Origin of the sequence: Mesorhizobium sp. M0676, from assembly GCF_040320535.1 — a bacterium.
Classification (GTDB): Bacteria; Pseudomonadota; Alphaproteobacteria; order Rhizobiales; family Rhizobiaceae; genus Mesorhizobium.
Map to the genome: position 1 here is coordinate 230374 of NZ_JAMYPU010000002.1, position 23407 is coordinate 253780.

Below are 23407 nucleotides of genomic sequence, written 5' to 3' on the forward strand. Positions count from 1 at the left end.
AGACGAAGTGGCCGTGAGTAATGATGCAAGCGAGTCGAAGGCTGGCGAGTTGAAAGCCGCGCCCGGCACTCAAGGTGCGACGGCCGCGAAGCTTTCGGCACTGTTTGCCGGAACCATGGGACCGCTGATCGGACTGCTGCTGCTCTGCCTGGCGCTGACGTTGACCACCGACACGTTCCTCACCGTGCGCAACATCCTCAACGTGCTCGACCAGATCACCGTGCTCGGCATCATGGCAATCGGCATGACGCTGGTGATCCTGATCGGCGGCATCGATCTCTCGGTCGGCTCGGTGCTGGCGCTGGCCGCCATGGTGATGGGCTTTGTCTCCCATCCCGACTATCTCAATCTCGGCCTTGCGGCCGGCGTCGTTGCAGCACTGGTCGTCGCCGGCCTTTGCGGACTGGTGTCCGGCCTGCTGGTGACCGTCACCCGGCTGCCGCCGTTCATCGCGACGCTGGCGATGATGTCGGTGGCGCGCGGCCTTGCCAACATGATCACCGACGGCTCGCAGATCGTCGGCTTTCCCGACTGGTTCACCAGCCTGTCAATCATCCGCCATTTCGGCTTCCTGTCGGTCACAGTCGGGGTGATGATGGTGCTGGCGATCGTCTTCGCCATCTTCCTCAACTACCGCGCCACCGGCCGCAGCCTTTACGCCATCGGCGGCAGCGCCGAGGTGGCGCGGCTCTCCGGCATTCCGGTGAAGTCGCTGACCAACTGGGTCTATGCCATCTGCGGCGTGCTTGCGGGTCTTGCAGGCATTGTGCTTGCCGCGCGGCTGGATTCGGTGCAGCCGAGTTCCGGCCTCGGCTATGAGCTCGACACCATCGCGGCGGTGGTGATCGGCGGCGCCAGCCTGTCGGGCGGCGTCGGCTCGATCGGCGGCACTGCTGTCGGCGTACTCATCATCGGCGTGCTGCGCAACGGCCTCAATCTGCTCGGCGTCTCGCCCTTCATCCAGCAGGTGGTGATCGGCGTGGTGATCGCGCTGGCGGTCGCCAGCGATACCTGGCGGCGCAGGGCGCGATAGAGAACGGGGCACAATTGAGAATTCGCCCGGAGCGTCCGGGCGATAGACGGATCGGTCGATCCGAAACTGGGATGTTCCAAGGGGCGCGATGCGCTGGCGGGACAGTTTGACTATCAACGGAGGAAACACATGCTCACCAAACGTTCACTGCTGCTCGCCGCTGCCGCAATCATTCCCCTGCTCGGGCTGACCGACATGGCCTCGGCCAAGGAGGCCAAGAAACTCGGCCTCGCGGTGGCCAATTTGCAGGCCGACTTCTTCAACCAGATCAAGCAGTCGGTCGAAGCCTACGGCAAGGAGAAGGGCATCGAGATCGTCACCGTCGACGCCAAGGGCGATTCGGCAACGCAGGTCAGCCAGGTACAGGATTTGATCACGCAGAACATCGACGCGCTGATCTACATTCCGGCCGGCGCCACAGCCGCCACCGTGCCGACCAAGACCGCCAAGGCCGCCGGCATTCCGGTGGTCAATGTCGACCGCAACGCCGACGGCGCGCCCGGCGACACCTTCATCGCCACCAACAGCGTCGCCTCGGCGCAGGCGGTGTGCGACTACATCGCCAAGCAGGCCGGCGGCAAAGGCGAACTGATCATCATCCACGGCCAGAAGGGCACCACGCCGGAAGTGGATCGCTCGAAGGGCTGCGGCGAAGCGCTCAAGGCCTATCCCGATATCAAGGTGGTCGGCGAATTGTGGAGCGAAGGCTGGCACCAGGACGAAGGCTTCAAGCTGACGCAGGACCTGCTGCAGTCGCATCCCGATGTCTCCATCGTCATCGGCCAGGCCGATGCGCTGGCGCTGGGTGCGGCACAGGCGGTCAAGGTCGCCAATCCCGGCCACAAGGTCTGGGTTGCCGGCTTTGATGGCGACGTGGCCGCACTCAAGGCGCTGAAGGACGGCGTGTTCGACGTCACCGCGACGCAGCAGACGCAAGGCATGGGCCGGCTCGCCGTCGATGCGGCGATCAAGCTGGTGGCCGGCGAAAGCGTTCCGGCCGAGCAGCTGCAGGATGCGACGCTGACCACCAAGGACAATGTCGAGCAGTTCATCGCCAAGCACCCGTAATAACCCGCACCGCTTAGAGAGAGCGCCACGATGTCTCCTGATCCTCGCCACAGCGAACGCCCGCACAACGGGCTTTTCGTCAACGGCCTCTGCAAGAGCTACGGACCGGTCCAGGTCCTGGCCGATGCGAGCTTCGAGGTGCGGCCGGGCGAGGTCGTGGCGCTGCTCGGCGAAAACGGCGCCGGCAAGTCGACGGTGTCCAACATCATCGCCGGCTCGACCCGGCCCGACGCAGGCACCATCACCTGGCGGGGGAAGCCCTATTCCCCCGCCTCGCCCGCCGCCGCCATCGATGCCGGTGTGGGCATGATCCATCAGGAACTGAAGCTGCTGCCGGATCTGTCGGTGGCGGAGAACGTCTATGTCGGGCGCCTGCCGATGCGCGGCGGCCGCATCGACCGCGCAGCGATGAACGCCAAGGCCTCGGCGCAGTTGAAGCGGCTTGGCCTCGACGTCTCGCCCGAGCGCAAGGTGGGCACGCTGCGCATCGCCGCCCAGCAACAGGTCGAGATCGCCAAGGCGTTGACGCTCAATGCCGAATTGCTGATCTTCGACGAACCGACCGCAGCGCTTGGCGGCGAGGAAACGGAGCTTTTGTTCCAGCAGATCCGCAAGCTCAAGGCGGAGGGCATGTCCTTCATCTACATCAGCCATCGTCTCGACGAGATCGCGCAGATTGCCGACCGCGTGGTTGTGATGCGCGACGGACGCATCGTCGCCCGCCACGAACGCGCCGATATTCCCGTGCGCACAGTGGTGGAGCAGATGGTCGGCCGCTCGGTCGAGCGGATGTTCCCACACTTGACGCCGCCGCGCGAGGAGACGCTGCTCGAGGTCGACAACCTGTCCTCGCCGGAGAAGAGCTTCAACAACGTTTCCTTCTCGGTCAAAGCAGGCGAGATCCTCGGCATTGCCGGGTTGATCGGCGCCGGCCGCACCGAACTGGTGCGGGCGATCGCCGGCGCCGATCCGATCTCGTCGGGCTCGGTGCGCGTTGCCGGCAAATCGGTGCATCTCAGCGGGCCGGCGGCAGCGATCAAGGCCGGCGTCGTGCTGGTGCCGGAAGACCGTAAGGCGCAAGGCGTGGTGCTCGACCAGACCATCGGCGAGAATCTGGCGTTCGGCAATTTCGACCATGTCGCGCCGAAGGGCTGGGTGTTTCCGAAAGCGGTGCAGAAATTCGCCGAAGCCGGCATCGCAAGGCTCGGGGTCAAGGGCAAACCTGGCCAGGCGGTCAGCAAGCTTTCCGGCGGCAACCAGCAGAAGGTGATCATTGCCAAATGGGTGTCGCGGCCGCCGAAGGTGTTCATCCTCGATGAACCGACGCGCGGCATCGATGTCGGCGCGCGTGCGGCGATCTACGACGTCATCGCCGACCTCGCCCGTTCCGGCATGGCGGTGGTGGTGGTGAGCTCCGACCTCGAGGAGGTGCTGGGTCTGTCGCACCGGGTGCTGGTGCTGAGCCGCGGCCGCCAGCGCGGCATTCTCGGCCGCAGCGAGGCCAGCAATGTCGCGGTGATGGAACTCGCCACGAGCTGAGGACAGGAGTCGGAACAAAGCGCAGCAGGTGGTATCCTCCCAAGGACCGGACCGCGCGGGGCGCCAGCAAAGACTGGCGCCCCTTCATTTCAGGAGGGGGAACAACATGAAACTATTCGATCTCAGCGGCGACGTAGCGCTGGTAACAGGCGCCGGCAGCGGCATTGGCCAGGCCATTGCCATCGGGCTCGCCGAAGCCGGCGCCGACATAGCCTGTTTCGGCCATGCCTCGAAAGGCGGGCTGGATGAGACCGCGCACAGGATCGCCGCGCTTGGCCGCAAGGCGGTGGTGCTGACCGGGACGGTGACGTCGGAGGCCGACCTGGCGACCGCAGTCGAGCGCACGGAAAAGGAGCTCGGCGCGCTGACCATCGCCGTCAACAATGCCGGCATTGCAGGAGCCGAGGCCGCCGAGACGCTGTCGCTGGAGAAGTGGCAGAAAATCTACGACGTGAATGTCAGCGGCGTGTTCCTGTCCTGCCAGGCCGAAGCGCGCGCCATGCTGACGCGGCGCAAGGGCTCGATCATCAACATCGCCTCCATGTCGGGTTCGATCGTCAATCGGGGCCTGACCCAGGCGCATTACAATTCGTCGAAGGCGGCGGTCATCCACATGTCGAAAAGCCTCGCCATGGAATGGGCCGATCGCGGCCTGCGCGTCAATGTGGTGAGCCCAGGCTACACGCTGACGCCGATGAACAAGCGGCCGGAGGTCGCCGAACAGATCAAGATCTTCGAACGCGACACGCCCATGGGGCGCATGGCGACGCCGGAAGAGATGGTCGGCCCGACCGTGTTCCTGGCCAGCCGCGCCGCGAGTTACGTCACCGGCATCGACCTGATCGTCGATGGCGGTTTTGTCTGCTGGTAAGGAGAAAAGATGCAGAAGCGTTTTGAAGGCAAGACTGCGGTCATCACCGGCGCGAGCGGCGGCATCGGCGCGGCGATGGCGAAGCGCTTTGCCGAAGAAGGTGCCGCGATCGTGGTCAGCGCCATCGATACCCGCGTCGAGGACGTCGCCGCCGGCCTTAAAGCGGGGGGCGCCAAGGTCGCGTCGATGCGCATGGACGTGACCAAGAAGGATGAGGTTACAGCGCTTTACGATCTCGCCGAGAAGGAATTCGGCCGTGTCGACATTTCGGTGCAGAATGCCGGCGTCATCACCATCGCCCGGATCGAGGCGATGACCGAGGCCGAGTGGGACAAGGTGATGGCCGTCAACACCAAGGGCGTGTTCCTGTGCTGCCAGGAAGCGATCGCGCGCATTCGCAAGCATGGCGACGGCGGCCGGCTGATCAACACGGCGTCGGGCCAGGCGCGGCAGGGTTTCATCTACACGCCGCACTATGCGGCGTCGAAGTTCGGCGTCGTCGGCATCACCCAGAGCCTGGCCAAGGAAGTAGCCAAGGAAAAGATCACCGTCAACGCGATTTGCCCCGGCATTATCGACACTGACATGTGGGCTTACAACGACGCCGCCTGGGGCAAGCTGATGGGTGACTACAAGCCCGGCGAGCTGATGGCCGAATGGGTGAAGAACATCCCGATGGGCCGCGCCGGCAGCGGCGAGGACGTGTCCGGCCTGGTCAGCTTTCTCGCCAGCGACGACGCCACCTACATCACCGGCCAAACCATCAATGTCGATGGCGGCCTGATCATGTCGTGAACGTCAGCTCTGGCGGTTGGCAATCGACCAGTCTGAAATTCCGCAGTGCACAGGGCATCAGCCGTTGCGCCGCATGAACGTTGGTATATATAATTTCATCTCATGAAACGGCCTTGGCGGGGATGGGGCTCGCCGGCCGAGACCATGGGACCTTGATGGCTCGCACGTCTGAGAGCGCCGCTGGAGCGGCGATCGATCTGTTGACGATTGCTCACGCAGCAATCCATCCGATGCCATGACGCGGGCCCGCCCGGCATCACATAAACACCAAGTCGAGCAACCATTTCGCCTGCGCAAGTTGCGGCCGCGGCACTGGCTTGGTGCGAACGAGCTTGCGTAACGACCCGCCTTTCCAACACAATCAAGAAAAGACGCAAGAAGGGAACGATCAAGAAATTTCCACATGGTTTGACAGGAGAACAAGCATGTCATTTCGCAGTGTGATTTCGAACCTATCAATGGGAGCCCTTGCACTTGCCGCCGCAAGTGCGCTTACATCACCGGTCCACGCAGCAGCACCTGAATCCAATGACCCGATCAAGATCGCGCTGTTCGACTGGACCAGCGTCAACCTCAACGCCAAGATCCTTGGCGGTATCCTCGAAAAGCTCGGCTATACCGTCGAATATCCGACCGCCGACTACCTCTCCAGCCTGACCACCGGTCTCACCAATGGCGACCTCGATGTCGGCCTGGAGTTCTGGGACACGACGGCCGGCGAGGCGATGAAGGCTTCAGACGCCACCGGCCAGACCGAGCGGCTGGGCAAGCTCGGGCCGAAGGCCAAGGAGGAATGGTGGTTTCCCGAATATATGAAGGAGAAATGCCCCGGCCTGCCCAATTGGGAAGCGCTGAAGGACCCGAAATGCGCCGAGGCGTTCTCGACGGCGGAGACGGCGCCGAAGGGCCGCTATCTCGGCGGCCCGGTAACCTGGGAAGGCTTTGACGACGAGCGCGTCGAGGCGCTGAAACTGCCCTTCACCGTCATCCATGCCGGCACCGACGCGGCGATGTTCGCCGAGTTGGACTCGGCCTATCAGCGCAAGGCGCCGATCATGCTGTGGATCTATTCGCCGCATTGGGCGCCGGCCAAGTACAAGGGCGAGTGGGTCGAATTCCCGGAGTATACGCCCGAGTGCTACACCGACCCGAAATGGGGCACCAACCCGGATGCCAAATATGATTGCGGCAAACCGCATGGCGAAATCTGGAAATACTCCTGGTCCGGCATGAAGGACAAATGGCCGGTCGCCTACAAGGTGGCCAAGGCCTACACGATCGACACCGATGAGCTCAACAAGATGAGCGGCGAGATCGACCTCGGCGGCAAGACGCCGGAAGACGTCGCGGCCGCCTGGATCGCCGCTCATGAAGCCGACTGGAAAGCCTGGGCGCAGTGATCGCCTGACTGGAAGCCAGACCCGGCCCTGGCGGCCGGGTCTTATCTCCATTTTCCAGAAGGACCATTGGATGACGGAAGCGACTGAACCGCAGGCGGCTGGCACGCCGGAGGATGCGCGGCCGATAAAGCTTGCCTGCCGTAATGTCTGGAAACTGTTCGGATCGAACGCGGCCAGCTTCATCCGCGAGCGTAACGGCAAGGCCAGCATCGACGATGTCGCTGCCGCCGGACTGGTCGGCGCGGTGCGCGCCGTCGATCTCGAAATACGCCAGGGCGAGATCTTCATCATCATGGGGCTGTCCGGCTCCGGCAAGTCGACGCTGGTGCGCTGCATGTCCAGGCTGGTCGAGCCGACCCACGGCAAGGTCGAATTCGAAGGCAACGACCTGCTCAAGATTTCCGACGCCGCGCTGATCGAACTGCGGCGCCATCGCATGGGCATGGTGTTCCAGAATTTCGCGCTGCTGCCGCATCTTAACGTGCTCGACAACATTGCCTTTCCCCTGAGCATCCAGGGCCAGGACCGACCGACGCGCGAAGCGAGAGCGCGGGAGGTGATCGATCTCGTGGGCTTACGCGGCCGCGAGCATTTCTATCCGCGTGAACTGTCCGGCGGCCAGCAGCAGCGCGTCGGCATCGCCCGCAGCCTCGCGACCAAGCCGGAGATCTGGTTCCTCGACGAACCGTTCTCGGCGCTTGACCCATTGATCCGCCGCGAGATGCAGGACGAGCTGATGCGGCTGCAGACCATGCTGCACAAGACCATCGTTTTCATCACCCATGATTTCGACGAGGCGATCAGGCTCGCCGACCGCATCGCCATCATGAAGGACGGCGAGGTCATCCAGATCGGCACACCGGAGCAACTGGTGGTCAATCCGGCGACCGACTATGTCGCCGAATTCACTAGAGACGTCGACCGCGCCAAGGTGATTTCGGCGCGCAGCCTGATGCGTGCCCTGGATGGCTCCGAGCATGGCGGCACGGTTTCGCCGGAGGCCAAGATCGCCAGCTTCTCGGCCAGCATCGTCGCCTCGGGCAAGCCGTTCGCCGTGGTCAACGGCACCGGCAAGCCGATCGGCGAAGTGACGCCGCAAGCCGTTATCGGACTGCTGGCCGGCCTCGACAAACCGAGTGCCGGCGCATGATTGTGACGGCAAGCGCCAGCGAGACAAGAACGCCGGTTCAGCGCTGGCTGCTGGTCTGGGCGCTGGCACTTGCCGCCGTGCTCGCGGTGTTCCTGCTGCAGGACAGGCTGCCCTGGGCGGTCGACTATCCGGCCGAGGCGGTCGTCCCGGTCGCCGACTGGGTCAGCGCGCTGATGCGCTGGATCAAGTCGAACTTTTCGTGGTTGACCCGATCGATCACCGCGGTGCTCGGCGTTCCCCTCGATTTCGCGCTTAATCTGCTCGCCAAGAATTTCAAGATCGGTCATGGCGCCGATGCCTATGTCCTGCCGCGCCTGTCCTGGGTCGGCGTCTGCGCTGCGGCCTTCCTCGCCGGGCATGCGGCGGGCGGTAGAAAACTCGGCATACTGGTTGGCGGCTGTTTCCTCTACACCGCACTGTTTGGCCAGTGGACCAGCGCCATGCTGACGCTGGCGCTGATTTCCATCGCCGTGCCGTTCTGCATTGTCACCGGCCTGTTCGCCGGCATCTGGGCATGGCGCAAGCCATGGGCGGAAAGGCTTGTCATCTCCCCTGCCCTCGATTTGATGCAGACGATCCCGACCTTCGCCTATCTCATCCCGATGCTGCTCCTGTTCGGCAACAGTCCGGTCTCGGCGATGATCGCCACCGCTATCTTCGCCACGCCGCCCATGGTGCGGGCGACGATGCTCGGCCTGTCGCGCGTGCCGTCCGAGATCGACGATTTCTCAGAGATGGCCGGCTGCACGGCGCGGCAGAAATTATGGCGGGTGCTGCTGCCCTCGGCGCGACCGACGCTGATGGTCGGCGTCAACCAGGTCATCATGCTGGCGCTGAACATGGTGATCATCGCCTCGATGATCGGCGCCGGCGGCCTCGGTTACGACGTGCTGCTGGCGCTGCGTGCGCTGAAGGTCGGCGAAGCGATGGAAGCCGGGCTCGCCATTGTGGCACTCGCCATCGGGCTCGACCGGTTGAGCCAAGCCATCGCCCACAAACAGGCGAAGGGCCGCGTTCAACGGCAGGCGAACCAGAGCGTTTGGCGGCGCTATGCCAATCTGTCGCTGGCCATCGCCATCCTGGTCGTGACGACGCTGCTCGGCCTGTTCGTACCGGCCTTCGCGGCGGTGCCGAAGGCGATCACCTTCACCACTGCGCCACTGTGGAAGGCGGCGGTGAGCTGGGTTACGATCAACTTCTTCGACGTGATCGAAGCGTTTCGCGTGGCGCTCATCCTCAATGTACTGAACCCGCTGCGCGCCTTCTGCGAAGGCTTTCCGTGGCTCGGCGCGGTGGCCCTGCTCGGCCTCGCCGGCTACCAGTTCGGTGGCCTGCGTCTCGCCGCCCTCGTCGCCGCGCTGACCGCCTTCTGCGCCGTCACCGGCCTGTGGGAAAAGACCATGGCGACGGTTTATCTCTGCGGCATCTCGGCCTTCATCGCTTGCCTGATCGGCATCCCGATTGGCCTGATGGCCGCGCGCAGCGACCGCTTCGAAAAGATCGTCACGCCCATCATCGACACGCTGCAGGTGCTGCCGTCCTTCTGCTTCATCATTCCTGTTGTGATGCTGTTCCGCGTCGGCGACGTCACCGCCATGATCGCCACCGTCGCCTTCGCCGTGGTGCCGGCGATCCGCTACACCAATCACGGCATCCGGCAAGTGCCGCCGGCGCTGATCGAGGCGGCGAAGGTTTCCGGCTGCACGCCGCGCCAGACCTTCTTTCGGGTACAATTGCCACTGGCGCTTCCCGAAATCATGCTGGGCGTCAACCAGACGATCCTGATGGCGCTGGCGATGATCATCATCTGCGCCATGGTCGGCACACGCGACCTCGGCCAGGAAGTCTTCATCGCGCTGTCCAAGGCCGATTCCGGACGCGGCATTGTCGCGGGTCTCGCCATCGCTTTCATCGGCATCGTCGCAGACCGGCTGTTCAATGCCTGGACGGCGAAGGCGCGGGCAAGACTAGGATAATTGTTGAATGTCCAATCCCGGCGAACCGCCTTTTGCCGTACTTGTCTTCGACATGGCCAAGACCGGCGAGCCGGACGGGGAGCACGTAGTTTCGGGGTTTGAGACGCTGGAGGCGGCGACGTCCTACGCCATTGCGCGGGTTCGCGCCTCGGTGGAGGAGTTGCGCAAGCCCGGCATCGCCACTGCTGAGCTTCGCCAGCTCTGGCACCTCTATGGCGAAGACTGTTCGGTGCTGAACGCCGGAGTGCGCGGCAGCGATCTACTCGACGATTTCATTGCGACGCCGTCGATGCCGGCCGAATGCAACTGGCAAGTTCTCGCGCCAAGGCTGCGCCGCTTCCGCGCCTCGCTGCTGATCTCCAACGGCAACAACGAATCCGTCTGGGCGGGCGGCTTCTTTCGCTCGACCTACAGGCTGACGCGAGACGGCCTCCTCGAGCGCTTTGGCGACGACGCCATTGCCGCCTTCAAGGCCAAGGGGATCGAGCCGGCGGAGCCGACGAAGCTCATGGTCGCCAATTACTTCGAGCTGCCCGACCCGCCCTACCCGCCGCCAGGCGTGACGCTGCGATCCTGGAAGGTCGAGGTCGGTTTCGTCTGCCATGACGTGAAGTTCGGCGGCGACGCCGCCGGCGTCTTCGCCTGGCCGCAAGAGCCCACCGACTGGGCGCTCAGAACCATGCAGCTCCTGCTGATGGCCGACATGATGGCCATGCGCGGCGATGGCCCCGACTGGGCCAACGACTGCGAGATACTAACCGCCAAAGTGACCGAGACGGAGGCGCCTCCCGACTATCCGCTGGATTGAAGTGATGTTCATCACCTGCCCCGTGGCCGGCACACGCGATCTCGGCCAGGAAGTGTTCATCGCACGGTCCAGGGTCCCGGCATTGTCGCGGGCTGGCAACAACCTGCCATCGACATCATCGCGGTCGGTCTTCGACCCCTGAGCCGCGAAAGCTCAAGCACGGCTCGGATAGACGGTTTCGCCTCTTCTGGAGTTCGCCTCTTCTGGAAATGGCAGGCCGCGCTCCAGCTCTTAACTTTGACGCATTTTCGCGCGGAAAGCTGCTTCATCCTCGACCAGCCTGAGCTTGCTGCCGAATGCCCGATCAGCGCGAACCACCTTTTACTGTCGTCGTCTTCGACATGGCCAAGACCGGCGAGCATGTGGTTTCGGGGTTTGAGACGTTGGATGCGGCTACGTCCTACGCCATTGCTCGGGTTCGCGCCTCGGTGGAAGAGCTGCGCAAGCCCGGCATCGCAGCAGCCGAGCTCCGGCGGCACTGGCATATCCATGGTGAGGATTGCACGGTGCTGAACGCCAATGTGCGCGGCAGCGATCTGCTTGACGATTTCATCGCGACGCCGGGGACACCGGCCGAATGCGACTGGCCGGCGCTGGCGCCACGACTGCGCCGTTTCTACGCCGCTGTGAACGTCTTCAACAACGACGGCAAATCTATCCGGGTCAGCGGCTTTTTCCGCGCGACCTACCGGTTATGGCACGCTGGCCTGCTCGCACGATTTGGCGACGACGCCATCGCCTCCTTCAAAGCCAAAGGTATCACGCCGGCAGTGCCGACGAGAGTCTCGGTCGACCATCACTTCGAGCAGCCCGATCCGCCGCGCCCGCCGCCCAGCGATATCAGGCCGTTGCTATCCTGGAAGGTCGAGATCGATTTCGGCTGCACCGATGTGAGGTTCGGCGCCAAAACCGACGGCGTCTTCGCCTGGCCCGAGGAGCCGACCGGCCGGGCACTCAACGATATGACACATCTGCTGATGGCTGACAGGCTGTCTATGTACGGCACCGGCCCGGAGGGCGCCTATTATAGCGAATTGGTGTGGGTCAAGGTGACGGAGACCGATGCGGCTCCCGACTACCCTCTGAATTGAAACTGGGCCGGTGCCGGCGCATTGTTTGCATCACGCCGACCTATTCCGCCGCCACGCCCTTCACCTGGAGATAGCTTTCCATCGAGTCGTCCAGCGCCTGCAGCCAGGGCGTATGGTGCAATGGCGCCATGGTGCCAGTCATCAGCGAGCGGTAGGCGTGGTCGCGGAAGCTCATAATGTCTTCCGCCTTGTGGTGCTCCCACTCCATGAAGGTCTGGTTGACGGCCTCGACGTCGAAGCCGGGATAGTCGGTCTGGTCCATCAATTGCTTGGTGTAGTCGCCTTGGAACCAGATCATCTGCTCGGCGTCTTCCAGCGTCTCTTCGCGTGCCCGCCACTTGGCGCCGTGCTCGGCCATCGCCTGTCCCGACGGCAGCTTGATGCGGCCCATGATGACGTCGCGGGCGAACCAGGCCTGAGCGTCGAACATGTTGAAAGTGTAGAACTGGTCCTGCATGCCGATATAGGACAGTTTCGGGTTCTTCTCCCACACGACGCCCTCATAGAGCCCGTCCGGCCACATGCGATTGGCGGTCTTCAGCTTCAGCTCTTCCGTGAGGAACGGGAAGGAATGCAGATAGCCGGTGCACAGGATGATGGCGTCGACGTCCTTGGTGGTGCCATCCTTGAATTGCGCCGTCTTGCCGACGACCTGCTGCAGCAGCGGCACTTCCTTCCAGTTCTCCGGCCATTTGAATCCCATCGGCTTGGAGCGGTAGCTGGAGGTAATCGATCTGGCGCCGTATTTGTAGCATTGCGAGCCGATGTCCTCGGCAGAATAGGAGCGGCCGATGATCAGTATGTCCTTGCCCTTGAACTCCATGGCGTCGCGAAAATCATGGCTGTGCAGGATACGGCCGTTGAAGGTCGAAAAGCCTTCGAAATAGGGAACGTTGGGAACCGAGAAATGCCCTGAGGCGACGACGACATTGTCGAACTCTTCTGAGTAGGTGACGTCGTTGGTGCGGTCATGCGCGGTGACGGTGAATTTTCTCGTCTCGTCCGAGAAGGTGACCATGCGCACCGGGCTGTTGAAGCGCACCCATTTGCGCAGGCCCGATTTCTCGACGCGGCCCTTGATGTAGTCCCACAAAACGGCGCGCGGCGGGTAGGAGCCGATCGGACGGCCGAAATGCTCCTCGAATGTGTAGTCGGCGAATTCCAGGCATTCCTTCGGTCCGTTCGACCAGAGGTAGCGGTACATCGAGCCGTGGACGGGGTCGCCATGCTCGTCGAGGCCGGTGCGCCAGGTGTAGTTCCACAGGCCGCCCCAGTCGGACTGCTTTTCGAAGCAGACGATTTCGGGAATCTCGGCGCCCTTGTCGGCAGCCGACTTGAAGGCCCTGAGCTGGGCCAGACCGGATGGCCCCGCTCCAATGACGGCAACGCGCGTTTTCATGGCAGGCCTCCCGGTGTCATTCGATTTTGGAATTGCTCTTACGAAACAAATTTCACTCACAGGACAGTAATTGCCTCTTGGATGCTGTCAACAGGCCTTGTGGAGAAACCGCGTTTCGCCCCAGCGGATTTCCGGAAACGGATGACGGCGCAAATCGGTGCGGACACCATTCGACTTAAGGGGCTTGCTGCGCGGTTGCGTTTCTGTATCGGCACCGAATATGTTCACCTGGAGTGAAATAAAGTCACAGGGATTCGGGGGCGAGATGGCGAAGACAAGTTCCGACTCCAAGACTGCTTCGACAAGGGCAAAGCCACCGGCAAAGGCCTCCGTGGACGGAAAAACCCTCCGCGCGCCGCTGACGCAGAACCCGCACGCCATTCGCGATACCCGCGAAAAGGTGCTGGAGGTGGCGATCGGGCGCGAGGTGCGCGCCTTCCGCAAGAAGCTCGGCATCACCGTCGCCGATCTCGCCGTCGCCACCGACATTTCGCTGGGCATGCTCTCGAAGATCGAGAACGGCATCACCTCGCCGTCGCTGACCACTTTGCAGGCTCTCTCCCGAGCGCTCGGCGTTCCCGTCACCGCCTTCTTCCGGCGTTTCGAGGAAGAGCGTAGCGCCGTTTTCGTCAAGGCGGGGGAAGGCCTCGATGTCGAGCGCCGCGGCACCCGCGCCGGCCATCAATACAATCTGCTCGGCCATATCGGCTCCAACACCAGCGGCGTCGTCGTCGAACCCTATCTGATCACACTGACCGAGGATTCGGATGTGTTCCCGACCTTCCAGCATGAGGGCATGGAATTCCTCTACATGCTGGAGGGCGAGGTGGTGTACCGGCACGGCAGCAACCTCTATCCGATGAAGCCGGGCGACAGCCTGTTCTTCGACGCCGATGCGCCGCATGGGCCGGAGCAGCTGACAAAACTGCCGATGCGGTATTTGTCGATCATTTGCTATCCGCAGAATAGCGCTGGGTAATCGGACCGCCGCAGCCCCCTCACCCGGAATGTCAAGGCCGAATTGCAAGAGCAATTCGGCCTTGGCAATCCGACCTCTCCCCGAGGGGAGAGGAGTCTGGCGTCAGCGCTGGCGATCTCTTCTCCGCTCGGGGAGAAGGTGGCCGCGCAGCGGCCGGATGAGGGGGCCTTTAGTCCGGCCCGAACCCCGGTGACGTAGCACTGCCATCATCCAGCTTCGACAGCCATTCGAGCAGCGTCGGCCGATACCGCGTCAGGCCCTTGTAGGTGGCCAACTCTTCGGGCAAATCACGGATCACACGATGCAGTCGCCTTGCCCATTTCGGCTGTGTCACCAGTTCGTCCATCTTGATGAGATAGCAGCGGATCGGGAAGACGATGCCGTTCGAGCGCGGCAGGCGCCAGAAGCTTTGCAGTTCGACGCGCAGATGCACCTTGTCGCCGACATTTTCGGGCGTCACCGTCGCGCGGTCCGGGCCCCATTTGTGGTAATTCTCCGGGCTGGTGTCGAGGCGCGGGTTTATGGTCATCGTCCAGTTCAGACGCCGGGCCGGCTTGCCCTGCTGGATGTTGGAGAGGAACTTCAGCGCCCTGACGAAAATGCCCTTTTCATGCGCCAGCGGCACCGGCGCGTGCCATTCGAAAAAATTCATGCCGATGTCGAAATCGAGCGACCAGTCGGCCTGGGTGGTGACCATGCCGGCATCCATCCACAGATTGCCGTCGCGCTGATCGAGGATGCAGAAATCGCCCTGGCTCTGGCGGGTGATGTACTCCATCGGCCCGTAAGGCAGTGTCGAGGTGTCGCCGAAGGTGAAGGTGTCGTCGATGCCGAGCGGCCGGTTGATCCAGCGCCAGCGGTCGCCGTCGCGGGTCAGGGTGAAATGCTCGGGGTAGCCAAGTGCCTGTTGCTCCATCAAAAGTTCGAGCAGGTCCCAGCCGGCCAGCGTCATATGCGGCAGCGACTGGCAACGCAGCGGATCCTCGGCCAGGACCAAAGCGCGGTCCTGCATCTCGGCGACATAGTGCTCGTCGACGTCGATCAGGTTTTCCAGCACGCTGCCCTTGGGACCGACGACATGCGGCTCGATGTTGACCGCATACATGTAGCTGTCTTCGTGGAACGGAAACGGAAACCGCCTGATGTGCTCCGGGCTGTTCCTGAAGGTGAAATCGTCGCGAAACGTTTCCTTGCGAAAGGTGATGCCCAAGCTCGCCTCCTATCTTTCCAGGACCAGCGACTTGCCTTCGAAGCGCGACACGCACGGCATGATCTTGCAGCCGGAACGATGGTCTTCCTCGCTGAGCCAGTGGTCGTTGTGGATGAACTTGCCGTCATACGAGACGACGTTGGTCTCGCACTGGCCGCAGACACCGCCGCGGCAGAGATAGGGCGGATCGACGCCGGCGGCCTCGATCGCTTCCAGCAGGCTCTGCTGCTCGCCGACGCGGATGGTCTTGCCGCTGACGGCAAGTGTGACGTCGAACGGCAGGCCGGGCTGGGGTGCTGCGAAATGCTCGTAGTGCACGGTCTCCGCCGGCCAGCCGAGAGCCGCGGCGCGCTCGCGCACCCAGTTGATCATGCCGGCCGGGCCGCAGACATAGAGATGGGTGCCGAGCGGCTGCGAGGACAAGAGACGGTCGAGTTCGATGCGCTCGCCGCGGTCGTCGTGATAGAGCCGGACGCGACGGCCATAGCGCTCCTGCAGCACATCGGCATAGGTGCCGAGCGAGGCGGTGCGGCAGGTGTAGTGCAGCTCGAAATTGCCGCCGGACCCAGCGAGTTGCGCGGTCTGCGCCATGAACGGCGTGATCCCGATGCCACCGGCCAGCATCAGATGCTTCTTTGCCCTGAGGTCGAGCGAGAACAGATTGACGGGGTAGCTGACCACCATCTCCAGGCCGGGCTTGACGCTCCGGTGCATGAACAGCGAGCCGCCGCGGCCGACATCGTCGCGGCGCACCGAGATGGTGTATTCGCGGGTGTCGAGCGGCGATCCCATCAGCGAATAGGGATTGAGCCTTGTGCGGTCGCCATCGCGCATCTCGACCACGACATGGGCGCCGCCGGAAAAGGTCGGCAAAAGCTCACCGTCACGGCGGCGGAAATGGAAGCGCGTCACCAGTTCGTTGACCGGGACGACGTCGCTGACGACGACATCGAGCTTGGTGGTGCCGGTGCTCATGGGAAGACCTCCTCGATGGGAGGTATCTCCGAGCGATCCTCGGCATTTATGCAGACGCCCTGGAATGCTGCCAGCCGTCGCGAATAATGATCGCGCACCAGAAGCAGCAGGCCGCAATGCGCGCAGGTGGCCGGCTGCGTCGTCACATTTTCGGTGATGCCTTTGCAATGCACGCACTGCATGCGCCGCGCCAGCGAGCCGCGATGCTCGGTCTGCATGGAGGTATGATCGATGCCGGCTTCGAGCGCCACCTGCATGGCCTGGCCGATCAGCCCTTCGGTGCCGGCGAGATAGAGGCGCAGGCCCATATGCGCGTTGGCAAGCGTCTGCTTCAGCCGGGGCAGCAGGCTGGCGAAGGTTGGCGCGACATGAAATTGCGCGGACTTCAGTGCCTCAAGAGCGGCAACGTGCTTGCCGTCGGCCCCGGGAATGAAGACGATTTCGGCGCCGTCGAAGAAGCCGGGGGGCGCCGTCCTTGCCATATCGACGATCGCCAGCGCGCCTTCCGCATCCGCCACGAAAAGATGATGCTTGCCGGGCTGCGGGGACAGGGTTCCGTAAATGGGCCGGCTGATGATCGTTTTGGCTGCCATTCTCTACTTCGTACCTCGAAACCCCTCGCTGTCGATTGTGCCTCAGCCTTTCGCCGTGCGCTTGGTCTTTTTGGGATCGTCGAAGGGCAGAGGCTGCGCCGTCGCCCTGATCGAACCGCTCTTGTTGCGGATCTCGAGCTTGGTGTCCTTGACCGCGCAGTCGACGTCGAGGCGGGCGATGCCCATCGATTTCTCGACCAGCGGCGAATACATGGCGCAGGTGACCACGCCGACCTTTTTGCCGTCGCGATAGACCGGCGCGCCCTCATCCGCGGGTTGCTTGCCGTCGAGCAGCACGCCGTAGATCTTGAAGCGCTCGTTGCCCTTGAGGCGGTAATGCTCTTCGGCGCCACGAAAGCCGGTCTTGCCGGGGCTGACGGTGAAGTCGAGGCCGAGCTCCCACAGCGTGTCGCCGGGGCCTTCGTTCTCGAACGGATATTTCTGCGAGTTGTCATAGGGATAAAACAGCAAATAACTTTCGACGCGCAGCATATCGAGCGTGGTGAAGCGGCACGGAATGATGCCGGCGCTCTTGCCCTCGTCGAGGATCCTGTCCCAGATCGTGCCGGCGTCCTGACCGCGGCAGAATATCTCGTAGCCGCGCTCGCCGGTATAGCCGGTGCGCGAGATCATGACGGGAAGGCCGAACAGCTGCGTCTGCATATGATGGAAATAGTTGAGGTCGCGAATGCCCGGCACATGCTTTGAGAGATAGTCGACCGCGGTCGGGCCCTGCAGCGACAGATCGTGCAGATTGTCGTCGAAGCGCAGCGATACGTCGCGGCCGACGGAAGCGCGCTGCAATTCCTCATGGCCGGTGCCGGAGCCGTGCACCACCATCCAGGCGTTCGGCCCGGTGCGGTAGAGGATGCAGTCGTCGGTGAATTTGCCGGCCTCGTTCAGCATGCAGGCATAGGCCGACTTGCCGGGATAGATCTTCTCCACGTCGCGCGTCGTTGCCAGGTCTATGAGGTGTGAGGCGTGCGGCCCGGTGATGTGAACCTTCTTCAGGCCCGACACATCCATCAGCCCGGCCCTGGTGCGGATGGCGGTGTATTCCTCGTCGGCGTCCTTGTCGTAGGTCCAGGCGGTGCCCATGCCGCTCCAGTCTTCGAGCTTCGAGCCTAACGCGCGATGGCGATCCGCCAGGGTCGAAAATCTCCAGGACGCCGTCATCCGCAAATCCTCCGTTCGAAAATTCTATTGTGTTCCCGGCTCCCTGCGCGGAGGCGAGAGCATTTGGGCGAATATTGATCGCAAACGTCCTGATGCCGCAATACCCGCAAGCAAATAATTTCATTGTCAGGCAAAATTCGCGGCTGGGGACAAACGGTTAACCCAACGTAAAATCGGCTTGACAATTGCTGGATTCGGCCCGAATTTATGAAAAAAATTTCACTCTGTTGAAAGAGGGCAGCGGGCGGCCAATTCGGGGTCGGGCGCTGGAAAAAGGGGAAAACCGATGTCAGACCTGCAGCAGCGCATCGAAGCGCTGTACCGTTCCGACCTGCGCGGATCCGCGCTCCTGATCATCTGCCTTTGGGCGACGATCCTCTTCGTGCTCGTCATGACATGGCCCTACATCCCGGACACCGGGATCAAGATCGTCGTCGCCCTCGCTGCCGCCGCCGTGCTGATCTTCAATACGGCCGCCATCCTGGCGATGGTCAATCACTACAAGGAAGACAAGGACTTCATCTACGGTCTCGACATCAAGAACGCCGACGCGGCCCGCAACCGCAAGTCCTGAAAACAGAACGTCCTGAGGGGTAGAAGTCATGTCGCGCTACACGCCGCCGGAACAAGGCAAGGCCGGGCAGATTTTCGATATCGTGGTCGTCGTGGTCGCCATTTTCGTGGCGCTGTGGCTGCCATTGAAACTCGGCCTGGCGGGTGCGGCGAAATCCATCGACGCGCTCGATGCCAAAACCTGGGAAGCGTTGGGACAGAACCCGACCATGGCCTCGATCTGGGAAAAGCTCGGCTATACGCCGGAGACCGCGCACGACATCATCCAGAACCGCTTCCACTACATCATCGACTGGCCGACGCTGATCATCATGGCGGCGGTGCTGATCGGCTATTTCGTCTTCCTGTTCCGCGCCTCCGACCGCGAATATCGCGACGTCATCAACGAAAAGTTCGACGACAAGTAACGCCAGAGATTTTGGGGAAGCACGCTCATGTGGGTCGCACTCTCTTACGCATCGTGGGGCATCTCGGTCGTGCTTGCGCTGTGGATGCTCTACGACTGGTTCAAGATCGACACGACCTATTCCGAGGAGGTGCTGACTTCCTCGCGCGAAGGCGAGCTTGAAGCCGCTTCCGAAAAACACCGGATCTGAGTGGGGATTGAACAATGACGATCACGCTTGAACCGGCAATACACGGCGACAGAGTTTCACTGCTACGCGTGCTCGGCCCCGCCCATGTCTGGGCGCTTGGCGTCGGCATCGTGCTGGTCGGCGAATTCACCGGCTGGAATTTCTCGGCCGACAAGGGCGGCGCACTGGCGGCGCTGATCGTCTGCTGGGTGGTCGGGCTCTTGTACACTTCGGTCGCCATGATCGACTCCGAGGTGACATCGACGGTTGCCGCCGCCGGCGGCCAATACGCGCAGGCTAAGCACATTGTCGGGCCCCTGATGGCCTTCAACGTCGCGCTGTTCCTGGTCTTTGCCTACACCATGCTGGAGGTTTCGGACGCCATCCTGCTCGGCGACACCATCGTCGCCAAGGCCGGCGTCGAAGGGCTCACCCACAACTCCTTCATTGCCGCCACCATCGTCGTGCTGGCATGGCTGAACTATCGCGGCGTGCTGATGACGCTCAACGTCAACTTCGTCATCACGGCGATAGCCTATGTCTCGATCGTTATCCTGTTCTTCTCGGTCAGCCCGTGGACGCAGGGTGCTGTGCTGAAGCTCAACGAGCTGGTCACCCCCGGCAATGCGCTGCCCTATGGCTGGATCGGCGTCATCGCGGCCTTCCAGTTCGGCATCTGGTACTATCTCGGCATCGAAGGCACCACGCAGGCCGCCGAGGAAGTGCGCTCGCCGGCGCGTTCGCTGCCTTACGGAACCATGGCCGGCATGATCACGCTTTTGATCGCCGCCGCCATGACCTGGTATGTCTGCGCCTCGCTGATGCCCTGGGAGTACCTCGGTATCACCTATTATCCCCTGTGGGACGCCGGCAAGCTGACCGGCAGCCCGCTGCTGGAAAACCTGTTGTTCATCGCCACGCTGCTCGCGGCACTGGCGTCGGCCAATGGCTGTATCAACGATGCGGCCCGCGCGTGGTTCTCGCTTGGACGCGACCGCTATCTGCCGACTTGGTTCTCGGCTGTGCACCCGAAATACCGCACGCCCTATCGCTCGATCCTGTTCCTGTTGCCGATCGCGCTCGCCTTCGCCTTCATTGCCGACCTCAACCAGGCGATCACCTTCTCGATCCTGTCGGGCGTGCTGCAATACACCTTCATGAGCATCAACATCATGATGTTCCGCAAAAAGTGGCCGCTGGGCACGATCCGCCGCGGCTATACGCACCCGTTCCACCCGATCCCGGCGATCGTGCTGTTTTGCCTCTGCGTGGTGACCTTCTTTGCGATCTTCCTCGGCTACGGCACGCAGCTGATCGCCATGGTCGCCTTCTACTTCCTGATCTCGCTGTGGTTCCACTTCTACCGTTACCGCTATGTGCGCCGCGGCGACCAGTTCACCATGCCGTGGCCGAAGCCGCAGGGCTATTGACAGGAGAGGGCCTGCCGGTCTGGGCGGGCATGGCGTGACGAGGTGTCTGACGTGACGACAGCATTGCTGGCCGGGGCGGTCGCCGTGGCTCTCGTCCTGCACCTCGCCTGGCATGCGCGCGCCAGCCGCAAAAAGGCCAAGGCTGATCTTGCAGCCGAGGCAGCCAGCAGCCGGACCGTCATCACAGATGCCGTTGATGTCTCTGATAACACAGCCGGCGTTGTCACCTGGGCGGGTTCGTGGAACGGACAGCGCGTGCAGCTGCGCACCATCGTCGACACGCTGGCGACGCGAAAGCTGCCGGCGCGATGGTTGAGTGTCACGATCACAGAGCCGGTTGCGGTGCCGGCGACCTTCGACATGATGATGCGGCCGGGCTCGCCGACGACCTTCTCCAATTTCGACCACCTCCAGCACACACTGCCGAAGGCACCCGGCTTCCCGGCCGAAGCGGTGCTGCGAACCAACCTCAGGGCGGCGCGCTTTCCGCAGAACCTCATCGCCAGCCATCTCGACATCTTTGCCGAAGGCCGCGCCAAGGAACTTTTAATCACCCCGAATGGCGTGCGCATCGTCTGGCTGCTGGCCGAGGCCGAGCGGGCGCGCTACGGCGTGTTCCGGCAGGCCGCATTCGGCGGCGCAAGGCTGGATCCAACGCTGGTCGAGAGACTGCTGACCTCGGCCTCAGTGCTGCGCGATGCCATCAACCGACAGGAAAGGCAGGTCGCATGAGCGCACCCGCACCGACAAACCCGTATCTGGTGCTCGGCGCTGCCCTCGTCTTACCGGCCAGCGGCCACGTCATTCTGGGCGTGCCCGTGCGCGGCCTGCAGTTCCTGTTCTTCATGGTGATCCTCGCCTGGGTGACGGCCAAGATCGCGCCGGCCGATGCCAGCTTCGTCGGCCGCCACGCCGGCGGCTTCCTGATCTATGCGCTGTCGATCCTCGATGCCTACAGAATAGCCCGCATCCGCACCGCCACATGGATTCACAGCGCCCGCGACGGCGGCGATAGTTCACAAGGCCGCATCGAGCCGGATACGTAACTACAGGAATATTTTTTTCATATGATTGAATTCGCACGACGCATTCGATACATCATCGTCTAGTGGTAACGCCGGGAGGCTGACATGTGTGGAATCGTCGGACTTTTTCTGAAAGACAAGTCGCTTGAGCCGCAGCTCGGCTCGATGCTGTCGCAGATGCTGATATCGCTCAGCGATCGCGGCCCCGACAGCGCCGGCATCGCCATCTATGGCGCGCCTTCCAGGAATGAAGCCAAGATCACCATCCAGTCGGCGAAGCCCGAGCGCGATTTCCGCGGCCTCGACGCCGAACTCGCGAAGGCCATCGGCGCGCCGGTGAGCATAGCGGTGAAGTCCACCCATGCAGTGTTGAGAACCGCGCCCGACAAGGTCGATGCCGCGCGCGAAGCGCTGCAGTCAATCTGCTCCGACGTGCGCATCATGGGCGCCGGCGAAGCGGTGGAAATCTACAAGGAAGTCGGTCTGCCGGAAGCGGTCGTCGACCGTTTCGACGTCCGCTCGATGACCGGCACGCATGGCATCGGCCATACCCGCATGGCGACGGAATCGGCCGTCACCACTATGGGCGCGCATCCGTTCTCGACCGGCGCCGACCAGTGCCTGGTGCACAATGGCTCGCTTTCCAACCACAACAATGTGCGGCGCGAGCTGGTGCGGGAGGGCATGAAATTCGAGACCGAGAACGACACCGAGGTCGCCGCCGCCTATCTCTCGTCGCAGATGGCGCATGGCAAGAACCTCGGCGAGGCGCTGGAAGGCACGCTGTCCGACCTCGACGGCTTCTTCACCTTCGTCGTCGGCACCAAGAACGGTTTCGGCGTGGTGCGCGATCCGATCGCCTGCAAGCCCGCCGTCATGGCCGAGACCGATCAGTATGTCGCCTTCGGCTCGGAATATCGCGCGCTGACCAAACTGCCCGGCATAGACAATGCGAGGGTCTGGGAACCGGAACCCGCAACCGTCTATTTCTGGGAGCATTGAGCCCATGCCGGCAACCAAACTTTCGAAGGCGGCGCAAGACCAGGCGTCCCGGGTCTTCGATCTCGATGTGTCGTCGCTGCGCGAGCTGAACCAGGCGCTGCACAATCTGACGCCCGGTTCCAACGAGACGGCGTGGGAAGTGCTGCACCCCAAGGGGAGCCATTCGGTTGCGGTCGGCGTCGACCAGCCGGTCAGCATCGATGTGCGCGGCAGCGTCGGCTATTATTGCGCCGGCATGAATGACGGCGCTGCGATCACCGTGCACGGCTCGGCCGGGCCTGGCGTCGGCGAAAACATGATGTCGGGCTCGATCGTCATCAAGGGCGACGCCAGCCAGTATGCCGGCGCCACCGGCAAGGGCGGGCTGCTCGTCATCGAGGGCAACGCATCCTCGCGCTGCGGCATCTCGATGAAGGGCATCGACATCGTCGTGCACGGCAATATCGGCCACATGTCGGCCTTCATGGCGCAGTCCGGCAATCTGGTGGTGCTGGGCGATGCCGGCGACGCACTTGGCGATTCCATCTATGAGGCGCGGCTGTTCGTGCGCGGCAAGGTCGAGAGCCTGGGTGCCGACTGTATCGCCAAGGAGATGCGGCCCGAGCATATCGCACTGCTGCAGGGCCTGCTCGACCGCGCCGGCGTCACCGGCGTCAAGCCGTCGGAATTCAAGCGCTACGGCTCGGCGCGCACGCTCTACAATTTCAATATCGACAACGCCGACGCGTATTGAGGCAGC

Annotated in this window: 24 protein-coding genes; 19 read left to right on the top strand and 5 right to left on the bottom strand. The window is 62.9% G+C overall.

What is annotated here, in order from left to right; genetic code table 11:
- Positions 1–49: 49 nt before the first annotated feature.
- The 10 genes from NKI35_RS03180 to NKI35_RS03225 all read left to right on the top strand — a co-directional run bounded on the left by NKI35_RS03180 (position 50) and on the right by NKI35_RS03225 (position 11731).
- The gene (locus NKI35_RS03180; protein WP_050588086.1) at positions 50–1033 is read left to right on the top strand and encodes an ABC transporter permease; all 984 of its coding nucleotides are present in this window, start codon (positions 50–52) and stop codon (positions 1031–1033) included.
- Between the two features lie 129 nt (positions 1034–1162).
- Positions 1163–2101, top strand: coding sequence for a sugar ABC transporter substrate-binding protein (locus tag NKI35_RS03185; RefSeq protein ID WP_023684414.1), 939 nt, complete (start codon positions 1163–1165; stop codon positions 2099–2101).
- Positions 2102–2131: 30 nt separating this feature from the next.
- Complete coding sequence (locus tag NKI35_RS03190; RefSeq protein ID WP_352738508.1) at positions 2132–3640, top strand: sugar ABC transporter ATP-binding protein; 1509 nt, start codon at positions 2132–2134, stop codon at positions 3638–3640.
- Positions 3641–3746: 106 nt separating this feature from the next.
- Positions 3747–4511 (top strand): SDR family oxidoreductase, encoded by a 765-nt coding sequence (locus NKI35_RS03195; RefSeq protein ID WP_023684416.1) that lies wholly within the window; start codon positions 3747–3749, stop codon positions 4509–4511.
- Positions 4512–4520: 9 nt separating this feature from the next.
- The gene (locus tag NKI35_RS03200; protein ID WP_023735614.1) at positions 4521–5306 is read left to right on the top strand and encodes an SDR family oxidoreductase; all 786 of its coding nucleotides are present in this window, start codon (positions 4521–4523) and stop codon (positions 5304–5306) included.
- 425 nt (positions 5307–5731) lie between these two features.
- On the top strand, positions 5732–6706 hold the full coding sequence (locus NKI35_RS03205) for an ABC transporter substrate-binding protein (protein WP_023709181.1): 975 nt from the start codon (positions 5732–5734) through the stop codon (positions 6704–6706).
- Positions 6707–6776: 70 nt separating this feature from the next.
- On the top strand, positions 6777–7856 hold the full coding sequence (locus tag NKI35_RS03210; protein WP_352738512.1) for a quaternary amine ABC transporter ATP-binding protein: 1080 nt from the start codon (positions 6777–6779) through the stop codon (positions 7854–7856).
- The gene (locus NKI35_RS03215) at positions 7853–9832 is read left to right on the top strand and encodes an ABC transporter permease (RefSeq protein WP_352738515.1); all 1980 of its coding nucleotides are present in this window, start codon (positions 7853–7855) and stop codon (positions 9830–9832) included. Before NKI35_RS03210 ends, NKI35_RS03215 begins: the two co-directional genes overlap by 4 nt.
- A 7-nt stretch (positions 9833–9839) precedes the next feature.
- Positions 9840–10640, top strand: coding sequence for a hypothetical protein (locus NKI35_RS03220; protein WP_352738517.1), 801 nt, complete (start codon positions 9840–9842; stop codon positions 10638–10640).
- A 296-nt stretch (positions 10641–10936) separates the two neighbouring features.
- The gene (locus NKI35_RS03225) at positions 10937–11731 is read left to right on the top strand and encodes a hypothetical protein (protein ID WP_352738519.1); all 795 of its coding nucleotides are present in this window, start codon (positions 10937–10939) and stop codon (positions 11729–11731) included.
- A gap of 40 nt (positions 11732–11771) precedes the next feature.
- Here the strand turns inward: NKI35_RS03225 and NKI35_RS03230 are convergent, their stop codons facing one another.
- On the bottom strand, positions 11772–13130 hold the full coding sequence (locus tag NKI35_RS03230; protein ID WP_352738521.1) for a trimethylamine monooxygenase: 1359 nt from the start codon (positions 13128–13130) through the stop codon (positions 11772–11774).
- A 265-nt stretch (positions 13131–13395) separates the two neighbouring features.
- Here NKI35_RS03230 and NKI35_RS03235 point away from each other — a divergent pair, with 265 nt between their 5' ends.
- Entirely contained in the window at positions 13396–14109 is a 714-nt protein-coding gene (locus tag NKI35_RS03235; protein WP_352738523.1) for a helix-turn-helix domain-containing protein, read from the top strand.
- Positions 14110–14278: 169 nt separating this feature from the next.
- Here the strand turns inward: NKI35_RS03235 and NKI35_RS03240 are convergent, their stop codons facing one another.
- The 4 genes from NKI35_RS03240 to NKI35_RS03255 are packed head-to-tail and all read right to left on the bottom strand — an operon-like array spanning position 14279 to position 18063.
- Entirely contained in the window at positions 14279–15319 is a 1041-nt protein-coding gene (locus NKI35_RS03240; protein ID WP_023684426.1) for a heme-dependent oxidative N-demethylase family protein, read from the bottom strand.
- Between the two features lie 9 nt (positions 15320–15328).
- A complete protein-coding gene (locus NKI35_RS03245; RefSeq protein ID WP_352738525.1) occupies positions 15329–16294 on the bottom strand; it encodes a PDR/VanB family oxidoreductase in 966 nt (321 codons plus the stop codon).
- Positions 16291–16887 (bottom strand): dimethylamine monooxygenase subunit DmmA family protein, encoded by a 597-nt coding sequence (locus tag NKI35_RS03250; protein ID WP_023668542.1) that lies wholly within the window; start codon positions 16885–16887, stop codon positions 16291–16293. Before NKI35_RS03250 ends, NKI35_RS03245 begins: the two co-directional genes overlap by 4 nt.
- A gap of 42 nt (positions 16888–16929) precedes the next feature.
- Complete coding sequence (locus NKI35_RS03255) at positions 16930–18063, bottom strand: aminomethyl transferase family protein (protein ID WP_352738527.1); 1134 nt, start codon at positions 18061–18063, stop codon at positions 16930–16932.
- A gap of 286 nt (positions 18064–18349) precedes the next feature.
- Here NKI35_RS03255 and NKI35_RS03260 point away from each other — a divergent pair, with 286 nt between their 5' ends.
- The 8 genes from NKI35_RS03260 (at position 18350) to NKI35_RS03295 (ending at position 23401) form a co-directional block, all read left to right on the top strand.
- Positions 18350–18637: a hypothetical protein gene (locus tag NKI35_RS03260; protein WP_352738529.1), complete on the top strand. Its 288-nt coding sequence runs from the start codon at positions 18350–18352 to the stop codon at positions 18635–18637.
- A gap of 28 nt (positions 18638–18665) precedes the next feature.
- Positions 18666–19043 (top strand): hypothetical protein, encoded by a 378-nt coding sequence (locus NKI35_RS03265; protein WP_023668545.1) that lies wholly within the window; start codon positions 18666–18668, stop codon positions 19041–19043.
- Positions 19044–19070: 27 nt separating this feature from the next.
- A complete protein-coding gene (locus NKI35_RS03270) occupies positions 19071–19232 on the top strand; it encodes a hypothetical protein (RefSeq protein WP_023668546.1) in 162 nt (53 codons plus the stop codon).
- 14 nt (positions 19233–19246) lie between these two features.
- Complete coding sequence (locus NKI35_RS03275) at positions 19247–20641, top strand: APC family permease (protein WP_023696629.1); 1395 nt, start codon at positions 19247–19249, stop codon at positions 20639–20641.
- Between the two features lie 42 nt (positions 20642–20683).
- Entirely contained in the window at positions 20684–21373 is a 690-nt protein-coding gene (locus NKI35_RS03280) for a hypothetical protein (RefSeq protein WP_352521240.1), read from the top strand.
- On the top strand, positions 21370–21687 hold the full coding sequence (locus NKI35_RS03285; RefSeq protein ID WP_023740644.1) for a hypothetical protein: 318 nt from the start codon (positions 21370–21372) through the stop codon (positions 21685–21687). Before NKI35_RS03280 ends, NKI35_RS03285 begins: the two co-directional genes overlap by 4 nt.
- 84 nt (positions 21688–21771) lie before the next feature.
- On the top strand, positions 21772–22668 hold the full coding sequence (locus tag NKI35_RS03290; RefSeq protein ID WP_352738531.1) for a class II glutamine amidotransferase: 897 nt from the start codon (positions 21772–21774) through the stop codon (positions 22666–22668).
- A 4-nt stretch (positions 22669–22672) separates the two neighbouring features.
- Positions 22673–23401, top strand: a complete 729-nt coding sequence (locus tag NKI35_RS03295; RefSeq protein WP_023684434.1) for a GltB/FmdC/FwdC-like GXGXG domain-containing protein — start codon at positions 22673–22675, stop codon at positions 23399–23401.
- The last annotated feature ends 6 nt before the right edge of the window (positions 23402–23407 follow it).